Source organism: Kerstersia gyiorum (genome assembly GCF_004216755.1).
Classification (GTDB): domain Bacteria; phylum Pseudomonadota; class Gammaproteobacteria; order Burkholderiales; family Burkholderiaceae_B; genus Kerstersia; species Kerstersia gyiorum.
This window is the reverse complement of sequence record NZ_SGWZ01000001.1, coordinates 221,550-240,327: the sequence shown is the minus strand read 5'-3', so window position 1 is coordinate 240,327 and position 18,778 is coordinate 221,550. Positions and strand designations below refer to the sequence as shown.

At 63.4% G+C, this 18,778-nt stretch carries 12 protein-coding genes; 10 read left to right on the top strand and 2 right to left on the bottom strand.

Annotated features, from left to right (window positions below; translation table 11 throughout):
• The first annotated feature begins 90 nt into the window (after positions 1–90).
• The 6 genes from gyrB (at position 91) to EV679_RS01010 (ending at position 10,545) form a co-directional block, all read left to right on the top strand.
• Positions 91–2,544, top strand: coding sequence for a DNA topoisomerase (ATP-hydrolyzing) subunit B (gyrB, locus tag EV679_RS01035; protein ID WP_068373555.1), 2,454 nt, complete (start codon positions 91–93; stop codon positions 2,542–2,544).
• A gap of 253 nt (positions 2,545–2,797) precedes the next feature.
• The gene (locus EV679_RS01030; RefSeq protein ID WP_068373558.1) at positions 2,798–3,529 is read left to right on the top strand and encodes a GNAT family N-acetyltransferase; all 732 of its coding nucleotides are present in this window, start codon (positions 2,798–2,800) and stop codon (positions 3,527–3,529) included.
• A gap of 81 nt (positions 3,530–3,610) precedes the next feature.
• Positions 3,611–6,775 carry a WG repeat-containing protein gene (locus tag EV679_RS01025; protein WP_130486331.1) on the top strand — a complete coding sequence of 1,055 codons (3,165 nt, stop codon included), beginning with the start codon at positions 3,611–3,613 and terminating at the stop codon, positions 6,773–6,775.
• 76 nt (positions 6,776–6,851) lie between these two features.
• Entirely contained in the window at positions 6,852–9,734 is a 2,883-nt protein-coding gene (locus tag EV679_RS01020; protein ID WP_130486330.1) for a WG repeat-containing protein, read from the top strand.
• Between the two features lie 182 nt (positions 9,735–9,916).
• Positions 9,917–10,153 (top strand): glycine zipper 2TM domain-containing protein, encoded by a 237-nt coding sequence (locus EV679_RS01015; RefSeq protein ID WP_068373566.1) that lies wholly within the window; start codon positions 9,917–9,919, stop codon positions 10,151–10,153.
• A gap of 200 nt (positions 10,154–10,353) precedes the next feature.
• Positions 10,354–10,545, top strand: a complete 192-nt coding sequence (locus tag EV679_RS01010; RefSeq protein ID WP_068373568.1) for a heavy-metal-associated domain-containing protein — start codon at positions 10,354–10,356, stop codon at positions 10,543–10,545.
• Positions 10,546–10,662: 117 nt separating this feature from the next.
• Here the strand turns inward: EV679_RS01010 and EV679_RS01005 are convergent, their stop codons facing one another.
• Positions 10,663–12,714, bottom strand: a complete 2,052-nt coding sequence (locus tag EV679_RS01005; RefSeq protein WP_130486329.1) for a DUF4139 domain-containing protein — start codon at positions 12,712–12,714, stop codon at positions 10,663–10,665.
• A 464-nt stretch (positions 12,715–13,178) separates the two neighbouring features.
• Positions 13,179–14,129: a LysR family transcriptional regulator gene (locus EV679_RS01000; RefSeq protein WP_240733270.1), complete on the bottom strand. Its 951-nt coding sequence runs from the start codon at positions 14,127–14,129 to the stop codon at positions 13,179–13,181.
• 90 nt (positions 14,130–14,219) lie between these two features.
• Between EV679_RS01000 and mdlC the strand changes: the two genes are divergently transcribed.
• The 4 genes from mdlC (at position 14,220) to EV679_RS00980 (ending at position 18,761) form a co-directional block, all read left to right on the top strand.
• Positions 14,220–15,833 carry a benzoylformate decarboxylase gene (gene mdlC / locus EV679_RS00995; RefSeq protein WP_068373751.1) on the top strand — a complete coding sequence of 538 codons (1,614 nt, stop codon included), beginning with the start codon at positions 14,220–14,222 and terminating at the stop codon, positions 15,831–15,833.
• Between the two features lie 72 nt (positions 15,834–15,905).
• Positions 15,906–16,847 carry a ketopantoate reductase family protein gene (locus EV679_RS00990; RefSeq protein ID WP_130486328.1) on the top strand — a complete coding sequence of 314 codons (942 nt, stop codon included), beginning with the start codon at positions 15,906–15,908 and terminating at the stop codon, positions 16,845–16,847.
• A gap of 40 nt (positions 16,848–16,887) precedes the next feature.
• Positions 16,888–17,436, top strand: coding sequence for a TRAP transporter small permease (locus EV679_RS00985; protein WP_068373579.1), 549 nt, complete (start codon positions 16,888–16,890; stop codon positions 17,434–17,436).
• Positions 17,433–18,761, top strand: coding sequence for a TRAP transporter large permease (locus EV679_RS00980; RefSeq protein ID WP_068373582.1), 1,329 nt, complete (start codon positions 17,433–17,435; stop codon positions 18,759–18,761). The genes EV679_RS00985 and EV679_RS00980 overlap by 4 nt, the downstream gene beginning before the upstream one ends.
• Positions 18,762–18,778: the final 17 nt, after the last annotated feature.

Here is an 18,778-nt window from a genome sequence, read left to right as displayed (position 1 = left end):
AGCGCGCGCCCATGAGGCGCTGCGCGTTCCCCTGCCCTGCGCCCTGGCCGGCGAGCACTCGCCGGTTGCAATTTCCTTGTATTCGAGACTATGTCAGATCAACAGCAGAATTCCGCCAACAACGCCGGCTACGGTTCCGACTCGATCAAGATGCTCAAAGGCCTGGAGGCCGTGCGCAAGCGCCCGGGCATGTATATCGGCGATACCTCCGACGGCACAGGCTTGCACCATATGGTGTTCGAGGTGGTGGACAACGCCATCGACGAAGCACTGGCGGGCTATTGCGATGACATCGTCGTCACCATTCATTCGGACAACTCGATTTCCGTGTCCGATAACGGTCGCGGCATCCCGACGGATATCCACAAGGACGACGAATACGGCCGCAGCGCCGCTGAAATCGTCATGACCGAGCTGCACGCCGGCGGCAAGTTCGACCAGAACTCCTATAAGGTGTCTGGCGGCCTGCACGGTGTCGGCGTGTCCTGCGTGAATGCCTTGTCCGAGTGGCTGCGCCTGACGATCTGCCGCGACGGCAAGCGCCACGAAATCGAATTCCGCCGTGGCGAACGCGTGGCCCCGCTGGCCGTGGTCGGTGATACCGACCAGCGCGGCACGACGGTACGCTACCTGGCCGACAAGGAAATCTTCAATAACATCGAGTACACCTACGAGATCCTGTCGCGCCGCCTGCGCGAGCTGTCGTTCCTGAATAACGGCGTGAAGATCCGCCTGGTGGATGAGCGCCAGGGCAAGGAAGAAAACTTTGCCTTCTCGGGTGGGGTGCAGGGTTTCGTGCAGTACATCAACCGCAGCAAGACGGTGCTGCACCCGACGGTGTTCGCCGTGTCCACGGAGTCGGCAGCCGGTGGCACGCTGGTCGGCGTGGATGTCGCCATGCAATGGAACGACAGCTACACCGAGACCGTGCTGTGCTTCACCAATAACATTCCGCAGCGTGATGGCGGTTCGCACCTGACCGGCCTGCGCGCCGCGATGACGCGCGTCATCAACAAATACATCGCCGATAACGAGCTGGCCAAGAAGGCCAAGGTCGATACGTCCGGCGACGACATGCGTGAAGGCCTGGCCTGCGTGCTGTCGGTGAAGGTGCCCGAACCCAAGTTCAGCAGCCAGACCAAGGACAAGCTGGTCTCCAGCGAAGTGCGTCCTGCCGTGGAAGATGCCGTGGCACGGGAGCTGGAAACCTGGCTGCTGGAGCATCCGGCCGATGCCAAGGCGCTGTGCGGCAAGATCATCGAAGCCGCCCGCGCCCGCGAAGCGGCTCGCAAGGCGCGCGAAATGACGCGCCGCAAGAGTGTGCTGGAAGGTGCCGGCCTGCCCGGCAAACTGGCCGATTGCCAGGAAAAAGACCCCTCGCTGTGCGAACTCTACCTGGTGGAGGGTGACTCCGCAGGCGGCTCGGCCAAACAGGGCCGCGACCGCAAGTTCCAGGCCGTGCTGCCGCTGCGCGGCAAGGTGCTGAACGTGGAAAAGGCGCGCTTCGATCGCCTGATCGCCAGCGAACAGATCGCTACGCTGATCACTGCGCTGGGTACCAGCATCGGCCCCGATTTCAATATCGACAAGCTGCGCTACCACCGCATCATCATCATGACGGACGCGGACGTCGATGGCGCGCACATCCGCACGCTGCTGCTGACGCTGTTCTACCGCCAGATGCCCGAGCTGGTGGCGCGCGGCCACGTCTACATCGCCCAGCCGCCGCTCTACAAGGTGAAGGTTGGCCGTGACGAGCGCTACCTGAAGGACGATATCGAGGAAGCCCAGTTCATGCTGCAACTGGCGCTGCGCGATGCCGAGCTGATTCCTGCTGCAGGCGCCGCCCCCATTACCGGTGCGGCACTGGAAAACCTGGCCAACCAATACGTGCTGGCCGATACCGTCATCGCCCGCCTGTCGCGCCGCTTCGACGAAGCCACGTTGTCGGCCATCGCCGAAGGCGTGAGCATCAACCTGGCGGATGAAGCCCAGGCCCAGGCTTCGGCACAGCGCTTGCAGGAAGCCTTGCTGGATCCGCGTGATCCGGAAGCGGTGTCGGTCGTGGCCGACAAGGATGCAGACAGCGGCCGCTCGCGCCTGCAGGTGCTGCGCCGCCACCATGGCAACGTGCGCGTCAGCGTGCTGGATGGCGATTTCCTGGCAGGAAGCGATTATGCAGCGCTGGCCCGTGCCGGCCAGACCTTCCTGGGCCTGGTGGGCGACGGTGGTGTGATTGCGCGCGGCACGGGCGAAAAACGCAAGGAAGCGCCTGTCGACGATTTCCGCGACGTCATGCAGTGGCTGCGTTCAGAAGCCGAGCGCGGCCTGAGCAAGCAGCGCTACAAGGGCCTGGGGGAAATGAATCCCGAGCAACTGTGGGAAACGACCATGGACCCGACGGTACGCCGCCTGCTGCGCGTGGAAATCGAAGACGCCATCGCTGCGGACGAAATCTTCACCACCCTGATGGGCGACAACGTCGAACCGCGTCGCGACTTCATCGAGAAGCACGCGCTGATGGCCGGGAACATCGACATCTGATTCCCGGGCGGGGCCGGTGTTCTGCCGGGCCCGTCTTCGGGTCGCTCGCGGATACGTCCCGACGCAGCCGCTGCAAATTTCACACCCCCTTGAGATGCCTGGTCTCAAGGGGGTTTCATTTGGCTGTGATGGATGCGCCTGCCGGACATAAGGCAGGCATATGGACTGGCATGGTGGCCGCCCCCCCAAGGCACCTGGGCTGCGTTTATGATCATGGAGGAATTCCTCCATGCCATCAGAAAGGACACCAGACATGACAGCAGTGCTTAACGAACAGGGCCAGCCGCTGGGCCGAGAACTTCCTGGTTGGCAGCCCCGCCCCCTGCCGGCAGGGAAAGTGCTGGAAGGACAATATTGCCGGCTGGAGCCTGTCGATGCCGGACGCCACGCCGAAAGCCTGTCGCAAGCCTATGCCGCTGCCGGGCCGGGCGCCTGGACTTACCTGCCGGCGGATCCGCCCAGCGCCCCCGCGGATGTCCACGCCTGGTTGCAACGCCTGGCCGATGCGGTCACCGAACGCTACTATGCCATTGTCGATCTTGCCAGCGGCCAGGCGCTGGGTAGTGTTGCGCTGATGCGCATGGACCCGGCCAATGGGGTGATCGAGGTTGGTTCGGTGACCTATTCCCCAGCATTGCGCCGCACCCGCGCCGCCACCGAAGCGCAGTATCTGCTGATGCGCCATGTGTTCGACGACCTGGGCTACCGGCGTTACGAATGGAAGTGCAATACGCTGAATCAGCCGTCCCGCGCTGCCGCGTTGCGCCTGGGCTTTACCTTCGAAGGCATTTTCCGGCAGGCTGTGGTGCAGCGCGGGCGTAGCCGGGACACCGCCTGGTTTTCCGTCCTGGATGGAGAATGGCCACTGCTGTCCCGGGCGTTCCAGGCCTGGCTGGCCCCCGCCAATTTCGATGCCGACGGCCGCCAGCGGCGTTCGCTGGAAGCCTTGCGCTTGGCTGGGGAAGGCACCGCTGCAGAAATGTAACTTATAGGTAAAAAGTCCCGGTTGCCATAGTGTGAACGGGTACTTTTACATCTTCCTCGATCCGTCACGGGCAGCGCCCCCGTGTTGGGACGAGTCTTCTTCTATTCCGACGCCGAGAGCGCCGTGGCGATGTGCGTGAGCGCACGGCGCCCATCTCGCCTGGGCGCACTCTCTACCGCCTGGCGGCTGTACGCTATGACGACCCGAATTCCCGCCCCTTCCGCTCTTCCCTTTGCGCCCGGCCGGCGATTGTCTGCCATTCTCAGGCCCGCCGCATGGCTGGCCGCCTGCCTGTGGCTAGGAATAGGCGGGAGCAGTGCCGCACATGCCGATGGCCGTTGGTATGCAGGCTGCACCCGCGCAGGGGAAGCCAACTATTGCTACCGCCCCTACGCCGAAGGGCTGGCCGCTGTGCAACTGGGGAATCTGGATGAACATCGGCCTGCCTGGGGGTACCTGAATGCCGCGGGCGAGCTGGCCATTGCACCGGCCTTCGAAGATGCCGCGTCGTTCCAGAACGGCCTGGCAGCGGCGGCGCAGGATGACAAGTGGGGTTATATCGACAACACCGGGGCCTGGGTCATCGCGCCAGAATACGAAAGCGCGACCGGCTTCAACGCCGAGGGCACGGCCATCGTCGAGACCAATGGCCGCGTCTTGCTGATAGACCGGGCAGGCAAGACCATCAAGACCTTTCCGCTGGGAACACGCAGCCGGGGCTTTCGCCCGGGGCAGACACTGGCCATGGCGGAACAGGAGTCTGCACCGCTGGCCTGGAATATTGCGTCGGGAAAACTGTTGACCGCGCCGGATTCCGTCGGCGCCCTTGAAACCAGCTATTCCCGTGACACCTGGACCAGCACGCAATGGCTGGCAGCACAGGCCCGGCAGGCGGACTACCAGGGCAAGTGGGGCCTGCTGAAGCTGGACGGCAGCTGGCTGGCGACGCCGGATGTACTGAAATCCTTGCTGGCGCCGGTATCCGATGGCCAGTACGTCGCGGTCAGCCGGGCCGCCGGCTACCAGTGGCAACTGGCTGACCTGCAGGGCAATGTCCTCAAGGACACCCTCTATGCCAAGCTGGATATCCTCGCGCCCGGCTACTGGTTGGCCGTCCATGAACAGGGCAGCGAGCTGCTGGGCCCCGACCTGGAAACGCTGGGCCGCTGGGACGGCCGCGATTTACATGTGCAGCGCGAGCCCGATTGGGATTTCGCAGTGGTCAGCGATGGCAAGGAGATTCATATCCTCAACGATGGCCAGCCGGCAGTCACGCTGCCGCTGGCCCATCGTTCCGTTCGTGTCTTCGACGACCGTATCTGGGTCTTCAGCGACAGCCCTGATGGCGACGCCAGTTACGGCCTGGGCGAATCCGGCGTGCTGGCGCAACTCTATGACCGGCAAGGCCGGGCGTTGCTCGCGCTGGCGCAATCCGGAACCACCGGGGAGGCTGCGCCGGTGGCCACGGCCAATGCAACCGATGCCAGCCCCGGCCAGCCGGAAAGCGCCGGGCCGGCAGCCATCATCCGCCAGCCCGTCACCCGGGCGCAACTGGATGCCTACTCGGTCCGTATCCTGGCCGATACCCGCCAGCGTTCGCTCGGTGCAGACCGCTCCCACTGGCCCCTGGCCATTCTCAAGCCCAGGAAGTACGACAGCCCGCTGACGCCAGCCATCCTCACGGCTGGCGGTGAGATCGTGAGCGCTGCGGACTGGCGTGATGTGCAGGCATACGACGAAGGCGGCCCCTTGCTCGTGAGTTTGCAAAACCAGCACACAGGTGCCGTGGATGCGCAGGGGAATTGGCTGGTACCGCCGGAGTACCGTGATATCGAAGCGTTCCAGGGCGGGTATGCCCGTGCGTTGCCTGACGACAGCAGGCAGGGCTGGCGCCGTGCCGTGGTGATCGACCTGACGGGCCGCCGTATCGAGTTGCCCGCCAAGGTGGCCGAAGGCCTGGCCCGCGTCGACCACGGGCTGGTGACCTACCGCGCCGAAAGCAGCGGCGGCCAGGAACGCATGTTCCTCTGGGACATTGCTGCAGGGCGCGACGTCAGCCCCGAAGGTTTCCAGGAATTGCAGCCGTTCACCGACGGCTATGCCAGCGCACAGCAGAAAGGCAAATGGGGCTTGCTGAACCTGCGCGGCCAGTGGGTCGTGCCCCCTTCCCGGCAGTATTCCCCTTCCGTGCAGCAGCAGCCCGGCGGGCTGCTGCTGGTCAGCGAGGAAGGCGATTCTTCACTGCAGCGCCTCTACCGTCCGGATGGCCGCCAGGTCGGGCCACTGCTGAGCCGGGAAGTTCGTGCCCTGGGCCCAGGGCAGTTCCAGGTGACGCTGGCCGACGACAATGCCGTCGGTATTCTCGATACGGCCACCGGGAAAGTCACCGTATTGCCCGATCGCTCCACCCATAATCTGACGGGCGGGAGCGACAAGACCTGGCTGCTGGCGCGTGGCGACTACCGCCAGGGAGCCATCGACGCTCGCGGCAATTGGCGCATCAAGCCTGCCCTGTCCGAATTCAACCCGTTCTTCGTCCGGCCCTCGGGCCTTGCCCGCGCTGTTGGCACTGGCAAGGGTGTGTTGTTCGACGAGCAGGGACGGCACGTCCTGCCCGCCCTGGGCGATGCGCGGCCGCTGAATGGCATGGACCGCTTCGTGCAATACGACCGCGAAGGACAGAGCCTGCTGCTTGACCGCAACGGCAAGGAAATCACTCGCGTCGAAGGCCCCTACAGCCTCGAAGCCGACCAGGCATCCGAAGGCCTGCTGCCCTACAGCGAGCGTGGAAACAGCAAGTACGGCTTCCTGGATGCCAATGGCAAGCGTGTCATCGGCGCTTATTTCGATACGCTTGGTGCCATGAAAGACGGCCGTGCCGTGGCCTTGCGCAGGGACAGGGCCGGCAAGGCCTTCGGCTATATCGACCATAGCGGCCGCTATGCCATCCTGCCGGAATTTACCTGGGCCACTGACTTCAGCGAAGGCCGGGCATTAGTGCTGCGTGACCGCCTGGTGCAGTACATAGACACCAGCGGTGCTGTCATTGCCTATATCGGCATCCTCTGCCGCCATGTTGCAGTGATTGCGCCAGATGACCGCGTGCTTTGGCCGGCTGCCGATAAATTGCAGTGCCTCGAAAAGGAAGGGGCAGCAGAGCCTGCAAGCGGGGATGTGCCACCGCAGGAACCCATACCCATTCCGGCTGCGGTCCCTGTTCCTGCAGCCCCTGCCGTCGCATCCTGACCGCAGGCCCGCCACCGGCTGAAAATTGCGGTGTGCCGCCGCCAGGCGGCAACACGCCAGACTGAGATCACAGACCATGTCATACCGGATTCCCCTCGCTACTTTCCTGCTGCTCGCGTTGGGCGCCACGCCGGCCCAGGCGCAACAGGACACCTCGGCATCGTGCGTGCGCCCTGGGCCGCAGAATGTCTACATCCAGCGCGCAGACCTGGACCAGATTGCCGGTGAAAACCGTTGCATCCAGGACCTGAGCGAAGGCCTGGCGGCGGTCATTCTGTATGTTCCCGCTCAGCGGGATGTCTACAACGATGCGGGTGCGGCCGATGGCCTGGTGGGCCACCGCTGGGGCTATATCGATGCGCAAGGCAAGCTGGCCATCGAACCCCGGTACGAGGACGCCCGGCCGTTTCGCCACGGCTTGGCTGCCGTCAAGGAAGATGGCCTGTGGGGCTATATCGATAAAAGCGGTCAATGGGCGCTGTTGCCACAGTGGGAACAGGCAGGAAACTTCAGCCTGGCTGGCGTGGCCGTGGTGCAGGCAAACGGCCGCACGGGGCTGATAGATACCAGCGGCGCAAGCGTGGCGCCCTCCGGGCTGGGCCGCAACGTTTCCACCATCGAACTCGATGGCGGCAGCCCGACGCGTGCCATCATCGACTACCGGCGCGAGTATCTCTCCGCGACAGGCGTGCGCCGCTACGTCGACGGAAACCAGCGCGTACTGGCGCAGCTGGGCAATGGGCCTTTCTATGTCGCGACCAGCGATGGCGAGCATCAGGGCCTGTTAGATGCAGACTGGCGCTGGGTGCTGCGCCCGGAATACGACGAGATCATCGCGGCGCTGCCGGATGGCGTGGGTGCTGTCCGCAAGGGCGAGGCTTGGTATTTTCTCGATAGCCAGACCGGCAAGGCTGGCAGCGAGCGCTATCGCCACTTGGAAACCCTGCGCGACAACTTCTGGCTGGCCTTGCCGGAAACAACGGAGGACGCCTTTGGCAGCAACCCCAGCTACCAGTTGCTCAATGCCCAGGGCAAGGTACTGCTGCCAAGCATTGCGCAGCTTGCCCTGAGCAATCTGACTTTCGCAGGCAAGGTGCTGCTATATCGGACAGCCGACACGCTTACCGCTTATCCCACGGGTGGGCAGGAACCACTGGTATTGCCTGTTAGCTGGCAGCCCAGGGAAACCTATGGTGATTACCTGCTTTTCTACGATGAAAACGAGACGCTGGCCGGCATCGTGACGCCTGCCGGCCAATTGCAGAAAATCGCCAGCTCAGACCCCCTGTCCCAGGTCCGCGAGGTCGATGTACAGGCGGATAGGCTATGGCTTTTCGGTGAACAGCAGCGGGTACTCAACATCATCGATAAGCAAGGCAGGCGGTTGTTGAACGACACGGCGCGCGAAACGCTGGCGAACAGCAGCTACCGCCTGCTGCCGCTGACCATGGAAAACGCGCCACTGGCGATCCTCACGACCGGCTATTGCCATTGTGAGGAAGGCGGTGCCGGACTGGTGCTGAACGATGGCAGGGCCGTGCGTCACCCTGACTGGACGGAAGTCATCCTGCTGCATGAAGAAGCAGACCTGGAGACGCTGGAGAACATCGAGGATCTCCGCTTTGCCGCCGTCAGCGAAAACGGCATGGTCATGCTGGATGCGCAGGGCAATCCAGTGCAAATGGAACCCTTGCAGCATATTGCCCCCTTCCGCCACGGCTATGCGCTGGGCTACGCCAAGGGTGTGGCATATCTGGTGCAAGCCGATGGCAAGCGCCTGGAACTGCCGGATTATTTCGACGTACGTATCGTCGGCCCCAATCGCATGGCGATCGTCATGGAAGCTGCGGAAGGCTCGCTGTGGGGGCTGGACGAAATTCCCTACTATCGCCAGTTGGTTGCGCCGCAGTTCCTGGAAATCGGCAATTTCCAGGATGGGCTGGCGCCCGCCCGCAGCGCCGAAGGTGTATGGGGCCTGATCAACGAGCAAGGCAATTGGGCCGTCCAACCCGAATATGACGAAGTCGCCCGCGAACGTTCCGGTTATTGGCTGCTGCGGCGCAGAACCGACGACAAAAACTACAGCTATGACTGGCCTGCGGTTGTCGTCAGCCGGGCCGGCAAAATATTGACGCCGCCGCTGCGCTCCTTGCAGGTTCAGGAATACGGCAATGGCTATGCCATGGTGGGCAATAGCCTGGACTCGTGGATCGTTGGCCCGGATGGATCGGCTTTTCGTGCGGGAGCCGCCGATATCAGCCAGATCGGTGACTGGCTGGAAGTCCGCCGCGACGCCGAAGCCGGCGTGCTGGATGGCAAGGGCAACTGGGTCGTGCCGCCCGCACCGGTCTTCCTGAGCCAGGTGCGTGACCAGCGCGTCATGCGCCGCACGAATGAAGGCAGTGAATTGCTGGATGCCTCCGGCAAACAAGTGGCCAGCCTGGGAGACAGCAACTGGCAATGGCTGCCCGGCTCGCGTTATCTCGCCGGCCTGGGATATGACGAAGAGCGCGAACCTGTCACGCGCTTTGCCGACGCCAATGGCAAGATCGTCGCGACCGTCAAGGGCCATGCACTGGGCTTCGACGGCGAGCGCATCATCACTGCCAACAAGGACGGCGCTTACCGCTGGCTGGACAAAACCGGTCAGCCTGTCGGGGAAGCACATCATATGCTCGGCATGCTGCACGACGGGCTGGCCGGCGCCATGGGGCCGGATGGCAAGCATGCCGGTTATGTGGACAACCAGAGTACCTACCGCATTCCTCCTGCTTATCTGGCCGTCAGCCGGTTCCAGGATGGCCGGGCGGTGGCGTCCACGGCGCAGGCGTCGTACCTGCTCGATACCTCGGGACGCCCGCTGGCCTGGGTGGCCGACGAATGCGGCATGCGGATATTGCGCAATGCCGCAGGCAAGGCGATCTGGCCGGCCGAGCAGAGTTTGTCTTATTGTTATTGAACGATGGTCCTGGCCGGGAAGTTTTCCACAACCGCCTGTGGAAAACTTCCCGCATGGCCTGTCGGGCCGCTATGCGTCCTGGAGACAGCTGAAACAAGTACTCGTTGTGTTTAACAACCTGAAAGCGGAGAATCTGACATACTGGAAACGATGATTGTTGTAGACCGTTCAAGGAGAACGACATGATCCGTAAAGGTATGTTTCGCTTGGGCGCCGTCGTCTTGCTGATGGGATCGCTGGCGGCATGTTCAACCTGGGATGGCATGAGCAGCCGGCAGAAAAGTGCCGTAGGCGGCGCGGCCATCGGTGGCGCTGCGGGCGCTGTTATCAGTGATGGCGGACTGCTGGGAACAGTGGGCGGCGCAGCCATCGGCGGCGTGGTCGGCGACCAGGTCGGCAAGCACAACGACAAGAAATAGGCGGCAAAGGCCGCCATAGCCAAAGCCCGGCGTCATGCCGGTGCTGTCACACCCGCACGGGCCTTGTCCGTGCGGGTGTTTTCATTTCCGGTGCAGCACGCTTGACCTTTCCATGATGGGAAGGTTCATCATTTCAAGCATCACGGATACCCGTGCCTCACCATGCGGCGGCGCGCCGCATTCATCCAAGGAGTATTGCCATGCAAGAGTTCCAGGTTCCGCGCATGAAATGCGGCGGCTGCGCGACCGCCATCACCGCAGCGATCAAGGCCGTGGACCCCAGGGCCGTGGTCGAGGCAGACCCAGCCAGCAAGCGCGTCAGCGTGGAAAGTACCGCCAGCGAGGCCGAATTGCGCACGGCGCTCGAAAACGCCGGCTATCCGGCGCAATAATCCCAGGCATCCAACCCCCTTCGGGATTCACTGATCGACGCCTGGCGGGGCATTTAGGGCCCAGGGAGGGGATGGCAGCGGCTAACTGCTGCATTCTTCTCCCCTGGGATCTTTTCCTCAGGCCCCGCGCAAGGCGGACTGGAAGGCATCCCGCAGGGTCAGGACCTGCTTGCGGATGTCCGCCAGCTTGCCATCCAGCCCGGCAATGCCATCCTCCTGTTCCGACAGCATGGCGGCATAACGCTGCCCCAGGGTGCTATCTGCCGGCACGGCAGCGAGGTTCTCCCGGATGCGGCCCTGGTTGGCGACGGCTTCTTCCCGCGCCGCCAGGATTTCCTGTTCTTCGGCCTGCGCCGCATGCCACTGCTGGCGCATCTCGGCCAGCTTCTTCAGGCGCGCCGCCGTCGCGGCATCAGGAACGCGGCCCGACCAGGCCAGCAAGGTGTCCGTGTCGGCATTCAGCAACGCCAGCTGTTCGGCCCATGCGCGCTCAGCCGTTACTTCCACCGTTTTGCTTGCACCGGCCGCCAGATCGGCCTTCAAGCGATAGTTGGCCGCGGTCTGGCCGGCCAGCGCAGGCGAAGACACGGTCCAGCCGGCCAGGCGCGGATGTTCGATCAAGACAGTGCGGGAACCGTCGCTGGCGCCCTGTATTTCATAGCGGGTGAGCTGGCGATCAATATGGCGCGCCGTCAGGACGCCATTGTCCAGCGTGACGGACGCGATTTTCTCTTCCGGCTGGCTATCGGTGCGCACAGTGACCTTGCGGTCCTCGGCAAACAGCAGCAAGCGGCTTTCCCCTGCGGGAATGCCTGCAAGTTCTGCGTCGCCAGCATGGGCGCCCTGCGGGTCATAGACCGTCACCAGGCCGGGCGGCAATGTTGATTTCGTCTCGTTTTTCAGTTCCAGGCCGCTGATGGGGTGCAGGTTACCCGGCCGGTAGATGGCCAGCATTTCGGCCGGAATGGGTGCATCCAGCAAAGGCAACACCAGCGAAGCGCCTTTGGATGCATCGACCTTGCCGGGCAAAGTGAAACTGACATGGCTCAGGCTTTCCTGTGCCTGAGCCTCATCGGCCTGCGACCCCATGGCCTCCATGGCGATCGGGGCAGGCATGGGTGGCGCGGCGCGGCGCTTTGCGCTGGCTGATGCCGGCGAGCCCATTGTCGCCATGGCTTCAAACGGGCGGACTGCCAGGTTATCCACAACCGGCCTGTCGCTGGCGCCAACCATGACCGGCACGTCAGGCCGTTGATTCCAGTACTGCTCGTGCAGGCGCTGGCTCAGCACCACCGGCGCTCCGGAAGTCAGCGTCACCTGGACTTGCTTCCAGTCTTCTCCGGTGGCATTTTCAAGAATGGCCCATCCTTGCAGGCGTGCCTGTTTGCCACCGTCCGATTGCAGGCGGTACGAGGTTTTCCAAACAGGCGCGGCCACCACATAGGACAGATCGATAACGCGTGCCTGACCAGGTTTCAGCGCCAGGGAAAGCGTTCGGTTATCGTCCAGTTTCTGCCGCGCCATGACCTGGCTGACCTGCTGCAGTTGCGCTCGCACCTTGTCATCCTGAACCGCCAGGACGCTGTCTGCACCGAGTTTCAGGCTTTGCACCTGCCCGCGGCTGTCCAGGACCGACAGCAGGTATTCCTGTTGCCGCCGGGAATCATCCCCCGAATCAGCAGGTTCGGTGGCCACGCCCAGCACTGTGCCTTCCACACTGCGTCCACCAGACGTCGCCTGCACCGGAATGCCTTGCAAGGCCGCAGCCAGGCGTGGAATGGAACTCAGATCGTCCGCGCTGAAGGGCAAGGAACGGAATGTTTCCTCGCTGGCGCTCAGGCCGTCGAGCGCAATACTGGACAAACCGCCCTGGCTATCCTTGACCAGCAGGCTTTTCAGGATGTCATTGACCTGCGACAGGGGGACTTCCATGCTGGCACGGCCTTGCTCATCGACCGGAATCCGGCGCTGTATTTCGGCAACGCCGCCAGAAGACAGGGTAATGGCGTGGATGCCATCGGTCACGCTGCCTTGTTCCTGCGCATGGACGCCTGCCGTGCAGAAGGTTGCCAGCAGCACCAGCCAGACGCTTCTTGTCCAGGTGGACGGCTGGGCGGTCATGGGTGCGGTGCCAGCACCGGAGGCAACAGGGTGCGCGGGTTTGATCATGGCTTAGGGCTCCATTTGAGCGATATCCGTCAAGCAAGACGGCAGGCAACGCTGAAAACCGCTAAACATTACCACCGATGGATATCAACGATGAGTAAGGGCTTGCAACGTCTGTGTCCGGGAATCAGAAGGCCGGTAACAAAAGCAGGGAGACCGGGTACATCAATGCCTGGGGGAAAACCGCCGGACGGACCCAACGGTTTTTTTTCAGTGTGTTTATATCTTTTATATATATAAAGACTGGTAATGGATAAGCCCTGTGGGTAAGTCCCTGTTTCCGGGAAAACCCTTATCCGTCAATCGATTGCCGTGTATTTTTGCTGTGCACAGTTTTTGTACGGAGCAAGGATGAAAAGTGGACAGAAATGCAATGCCGCCGGGATCGATGGCTTGTGCACCATCGATTCACAGCTTATGCACTGGCATTTCACCGGTAACGAAGGCGTTTCGGCCCGGTACCGGCATCATGGCTCCCTGGCGTCGGCGCCGTTGCGCTGGCGCGCCGAGTTCGAGGGCGTCAATTCCATGTTCAGCAGCAGATGGCGGGCCCAGGCCAGCATGGGTTTGTGGGCGTGGCGGCGGCTCCAGTGCAGGGCGACATTGAAATGCCGCAAGGGCAGTTTCGGATCGATGATGGCGCAGTGATCGTATTCCGACAGGGCACGGGCGATTTCGTGCGGCATGATGACGGCCAGATCGGTATTGCGCATGATGCCGGGCAGCGCCAGGAAGTTCGAGGCCATCAGCCTTACCCGGTGGGTAAGCTTTAGGACCTGGAGGATGCGCAGGGTTTCCGTATGTGACCGGACGGCGACGAATTCCAGGTTGGGCAGGCGTTCCTGCCAGTCGGCCGGGCTGTGGCACACGTTGCACAGCGGGTGATTGCGGCGCAGCAACAGGCGATAGCGGTCTACCAGGAAGTCCTGGGTCTCGGTGCCAGATACCTCGGGCAGGAAGCCGAGTGCGAAATGCAGGCGTCCGTCATCCAGCGCTTCGGTGATGCTGGCCTGTGGATACGTCCGGGCTTCGACGCGCATTCCTGGCGCATGCCGGTGCAGGCTGGCCATGATGGAAGGCAGGAAACGGGCCTCGCCGATATCGGTCAGGTGCAGGTTCAGGCATTCGGTGGAGGATGCCGGATCAAAGCTTTCGCCGTCGCGGACGGCGGCTTCCAGCAGTGCCAGGCCGCTTTGTACCGATTGTGCCAGCCGGTTGGCGCGTTCCGTCGGTCGGACGCCGCCGCTGATGCGTTCGAACAGCGGGTCGCGCAGCAGCAAGCGCAGACGAGTGAGCGCCTGGCTGGTGGAGGGTTGCGACAGGCCTAGCTGCAGGGCTGCGCGGCTGACGCTGCGTGTGCGGTAAATGGCGTCGAAGACGCGCAGCAGGTTCAGGTCTATGTCGTTGATATTGGGCATACCAATATTAGATATTAGTCTCATGTTATTGAGCAATAAGTATCTGCTGCCTAGACTGGCTTCAATCAACCTATGGAGCGACTGATTGCCATGCACAGCCATTCATCCCCCGATTCCCCGCGTCCCACGGTCCGTGATGCGGTGTTTCGCCTGTTCCGCGAATTCGGCATAGACACTGTATTCGGTAATCCCGGTTCCACCGAGCTGGCGATGTTCCGGGATTTCCCCGAGGATTTCCGTTATGTCCTGGGCTTGCAGGAATCCGTGGTGGTCGGCATGGCGGATGGCTATGCCCAGGCCAGCGGCAATGCGGCGCTGGTCAACCTGCATTCGGCTGTCGGTGTCGGCCATGCCATGGGCAATATCTTCACTGCATTCCGCAACCAGACGCCCATGGTGATCACCGTGGGGCAGCAGGCCCGTTCCATGTTGCCCTTTGATCCCTTCCTGGGTTCCACGCAACCGACGCTATTGCCGCAGCCGTATGTGAAATGGGCGTGTGAACCGGCCCGGGGCGAGGATGTGCCCTGGGCCATGGCGCGCGCCTATCGTATCGCCATGCAGGCGCCACGTGGCCCGGTGCTGGTGTCGGTGCCGGCCGATGATTGGGACCTGCCCTCCGAATGGGTGCCGCCGCGGCATGTATCGCCTTCGCGCGCGCCGGTCGAGGGAGACATCGACCGCCTGGCACAGGCCCTGGACGCCGCACGCTGTGTGAAGATCGTCGTGGGCGCAGGCGTGGACAGGGACCGTGCGGTGGAAAAGCTGGTGTCACTGGCCGAGCGCCATCAGGCGCAAGTCTATGTGGCGCCGATGTCCGCGCGTTGCAGCTTCCCTGAGCGCCACCCGTTGTTTGCCGGGTTTCTGCCGGCCATCCGCGAACAGATCGTCGAACGCCTCGATGGGGCCGATCTGGTGCTGGTACTGGGCGCCCCGGCGTTCAGCTACCACGTGGAAGGCAACGGCCCGCACGTGCCGGAAGGCGCCGCGTTGTGGCAGGTAGTGGACAATCCCGACGTATCGGCCTGGACGCCGCTGGGCAATGCGATTGTCTCCAGCCTGGATCTGGCCCTGGACGCCCTGCTGGCCCGCTCGGCGCCTCCCGCCCGCAGCGTGCCGGCCCCCTTCCCGTCCGCACCGGCAGTCGAGCCCAGCTTGCCGCTGTCCACCGCCTATGCCCTGCAGGCCCTGGACCGCGTGCGGCCGCAAGGCATTGCGGTGGTTGAGGAAGCGCCCGGCGCCCGCAGCCTGATCCAGCGTTATTTGCCCATGTCGGGCGCCAATAGCTTTTACACCATGGCCAGCGGCGGCCTGGGCTACAGCATGCCAGCCAGCGTCGGCGTGGCGCTGGCGCAGCGCAAGGCGGGCCGCAATGACCGTGTGATTGCCCTGATTGGGGACGGCTCCAGCATGTACTCGATCCAGGCGCTTTGGACCGCTGCACAGTTGCAGCTGCCGATCAGCTTCATCATTCTCAATAACCGCCGCTATGCCGCGTTGCAGGACTTCGCGCCGGTATTTGCCTATCCGCCGGGCGTGAAGCCCGAGGGTACCGATTTGCCCGACCTGGATTTCGTGCGCCTGGCGCAAGGCCAGGGCCTGACGCAGGCCAGCCGTGTCGAAACCGCAGAAGCGCTGGAGCAGGCCCTGCCCGGCCTGCTCTCGGCTGAAGGACCGAACTTGCTGGAAATCGTGGTGAAGTAGGCCTGGCGGGCGGTAGTCATACCGCCCTGCTGCCGGGAGCGAGGAGAGGAAGACAAAAATGGGAAGACAAAAATGAAAATAACCATATTGGGCGCCGGTGCCATGGGCGCGCTGTTCGGCGGGCAACTGGCCGAGGCCGGCCATGAGGTCGTGTTGCTGGACGTCGATGAATCCCGTATCCAGGCCATCCAGACCGACGGTCTGGTGCTGGAAACTGGCAGCGGCAGACGCACCGTCCGTCTGCCCATTATGCGTCCCGAGCAGGCCAGCGGCGCCCCTGATTGGCTCCTGGTGTTTACCAAATCCCTGCATACCGAGGCCGCGCTGGCCGGTGTCCGTCACTTGATCGGACAGCAGACGCACCTGCTCAGTTTGCAGAATGGCCTGGGCAACGCCGAAAAGCTGGCGCAGGCCGCTGATGCCGGCCGCGTCGCGCATGGCATGACGACCGTGCCCGCCGATGTGGCCGCGCCGGGCGTGGTGCGCTCGCACGGGCGCGGCTATGTGCGCTGCATGATGGCGGACGGCCATGCCAGTGCGGAGCTGGAAGCCCTGGCGGAAGCCATGCGCGGCGCTGGCCTGGATTGCAGCGTGACGCCGGACGTGCTGGTGGATATCTGGGAAAAAGTGGCCTTCAATGCCGCCATGAACAGCATGTGTGCGCTGGCGGGCTGCCCGGTGGATGGCCTGGCCGCACTGCCCGAAGGCGTGGCGCTGGTACACGATACGGCCGCCGAGGTACTGGCCGTGGCGCGGGCGCAGGGAGTGGCCGTCAACGAACCGCGCGTGGCGGCCCTGATGGACCATGCCATGGCCCACCACACGGGGCACCAGCCATCCATGCTGCAGGACCGCCTGGCGGGCCGCCCCACGGAAATCGACGCGATCAACGGCGCGGTCTGCCGAGTGGCGCGCAAGCTCGATATCCCCGTGCCTCGCAATGAAACCCTGTGGACACTGGTGCGGCTGGCTGACCAGCACGGCATCCTGCAGGCGGAGAAGGCACAGGCCTGATCTTCGCCGGTGCTGAAAAATAAAAACAGAGGAGACAGGCATGGCTGAAACCATGGTGGACGACGACAGCGGCGTTGCTGTCGAAATGGGCAGGGCTGGCAAGGCGCTGCTTTGGGTGTGCAAGCTGGCGGCGGCGATCGGCGGGTTGCTGTTCGTGGTGCTGGTGGTTGTATCGGTGATCTCCATCGTCGGGCGCAAACTGTTTTCCGCACCGGTGCCGGGCGACATGGAAATCCTGCAACTGGTAGCGGCGGCTGCGGCCGCGAATTTCTTTGCCTATTGCCATCTGATCCATGGCGACCTGAAGGTGGACCTCTTCACCGCTGCGCTGCCGCGCCGCTGGATACACCTGCTTGAAACCCTGGGCTCGCTGGCGGTGGCGGCGTTTGGCGCGATCCTGGCCTGGCGCATAGGCGCGGGCGCGGCGTCCACGCTGGAATCTGGCGAAACCTCGGCCATCCTGGCCTGGCCGGTGGGCTGGTTCCAGGCCGCCATGGTGCCGGGTTTTGCGTTGCTGGCGTTGTCCGGGTTGTATCTGGCGGGCCGCAACCTGTCCGCCTGCCTGTCGTCGCAAGGGGAAGGAAAATGAGCGGTATCAGCATAGGCATGTGGATTTTCGCGGGCGTGTTCCTGTTGATGGGCCTGCGTATCCCTATCGGCGTTGCCATGTTCATTGGCGGTTCGGTCGGCTATGTGTACCTGCTCGACTGGAATACGCTGCCCTGGCTCAACATGCTGAAGTCGATTCCGTTCGCCAGGCTGTCCAACTACGATCTGGTCGTGATTCCGCTGTTCCTGCTGATGGGGCAGTTCGCCATTCATGGCGGCCTGAGCCGGAATCTGTTCAGCTGTGTGGCTGCCTTCATCGGGCACCGGCGTGGCGGCATGGCCATGGCGGCACTGGGCGCGAGCACCGGTTTCGGCGCAATCTGCGGGTCTTCGGTGGCGACGGCTGCCACCATGAGCCAGGTGGCCCTGCCTGAACTGCGCCGCTACGGCTACGACGGCGGTTTCGCCACCGGTACGCTTGCCGCCGGCGGCACGCTGGGCATCCTGATCCCGCCTTCGGTGCCGCTGATCATCTACGCCATCCTGACCCAGGAATCCATAGGCAAGCTATTCGTTGCCAGTGTCATGCCAGCCGTGGTGGCATTGGCTGGCTATTTCCTGGTCATTCTGCTGCAAGTCTATCGCCGCCCTGAAATCGGCCCGGCCGGTCCGCGCGTACCCTGGACCAGCCGCCTGCGCGCGCTGCTGGACGTGTTGCCGGTGGCCCTGGTTTTCCTGGTGGTGATCGTCGGCATCTATGGCGGTTGGGCGACGCCTACCGAAGCGGCGGCCATCGGCGCCGGCGCCTGCGGCATCCTGGCCGTGTTGCTGGGTGGCTTGCGCTGGCGCGGGCTGTTGCACTGCGTGCTGGGCACCGCATCCGGTTCAGCCATGATCCTGCTGGTATTGCTGGGGGCCGATGTGCTCAATACGGCGCTGGCGCTGTCGCAGATGCCGGCCGAGCTGGCCGATTGGGTATTGAGCAGCGGCGCCCAGCCCTGGGTGGTACTGGCCATGATCCTGTTGATCTACGTGGTGCTGGGTTGCGTCATGGATTCGCTGGCGATGATCCTGCTGACCGTGCCTATTTTCTATCCCATCATCATGGGTCTGGATTTCGGCATGCCTGACGCGGACAAGTCCATCTGGTTCGGGATACTGGCCCTGATGGTGGTCGAGATCGGGCTGGTGACGCCACCCGTAGGCATGAACGTATTCATTGTCAACCGTATGGCCAAGGGCGTATCGCTGATGGAAACCTATCGGGGCGTCATGCCGTTCCTGATGACTGACTTGTTGCGCATCATCCTGCTGGCTGCGGTGCCTGGCATTACCCTGGCCCTGGTGCATGGCATGAGCGGCTAGCCGGTGCCGGGCACGAT

What these genes read in the sequence shown, in the direction of transcription:
- EV679_RS01005 (WP_130486329.1), bottom strand. Translation starts at nt 12,714, where the DNA reads ATGATCAAACCCGCGCACCCTGTTGCCTCCGGTGCTGGCACCGCACCC.
- gyrB (WP_068373555.1), top strand. Translation starts at nt 91, where the DNA reads ATGTCAGATCAACAGCAGAATTCCGCCAACAACGCCGGCTACGGTTCC.
- mdlC (WP_068373751.1), top strand. Translation starts at nt 14,220, where the DNA reads ATGCACAGCCATTCATCCCCCGATTCCCCGCGTCCCACGGTCCGTGAT.
- EV679_RS01030 (WP_068373558.1), top strand. Translation starts at nt 2,798, where the DNA reads ATGACAGCAGTGCTTAACGAACAGGGCCAGCCGCTGGGCCGAGAACTT.
- EV679_RS00980 (WP_068373582.1), top strand. Translation starts at nt 17,433, where the DNA reads ATGAGCGGTATCAGCATAGGCATGTGGATTTTCGCGGGCGTGTTCCTG.
- EV679_RS01000 (WP_240733270.1), bottom strand. Translation starts at nt 14,129, where the DNA reads ATGCCCAATATCAACGACATAGACCTGAACCTGCTGCGCGTCTTCGAC.
- EV679_RS01015 (WP_068373566.1), top strand. Translation starts at nt 9,917, where the DNA reads ATGATCCGTAAAGGTATGTTTCGCTTGGGCGCCGTCGTCTTGCTGATG.
- EV679_RS01020 (WP_130486330.1), top strand. Translation starts at nt 6,852, where the DNA reads ATGTCATACCGGATTCCCCTCGCTACTTTCCTGCTGCTCGCGTTGGGC.
- EV679_RS00985 (WP_068373579.1), top strand. Translation starts at nt 16,888, where the DNA reads ATGGCTGAAACCATGGTGGACGACGACAGCGGCGTTGCTGTCGAAATG.
- EV679_RS01010 (WP_068373568.1), top strand. Translation starts at nt 10,354, where the DNA reads ATGCAAGAGTTCCAGGTTCCGCGCATGAAATGCGGCGGCTGCGCGACC.
- EV679_RS00990 (WP_130486328.1), top strand. Translation starts at nt 15,906, where the DNA reads ATGAAAATAACCATATTGGGCGCCGGTGCCATGGGCGCGCTGTTCGGC.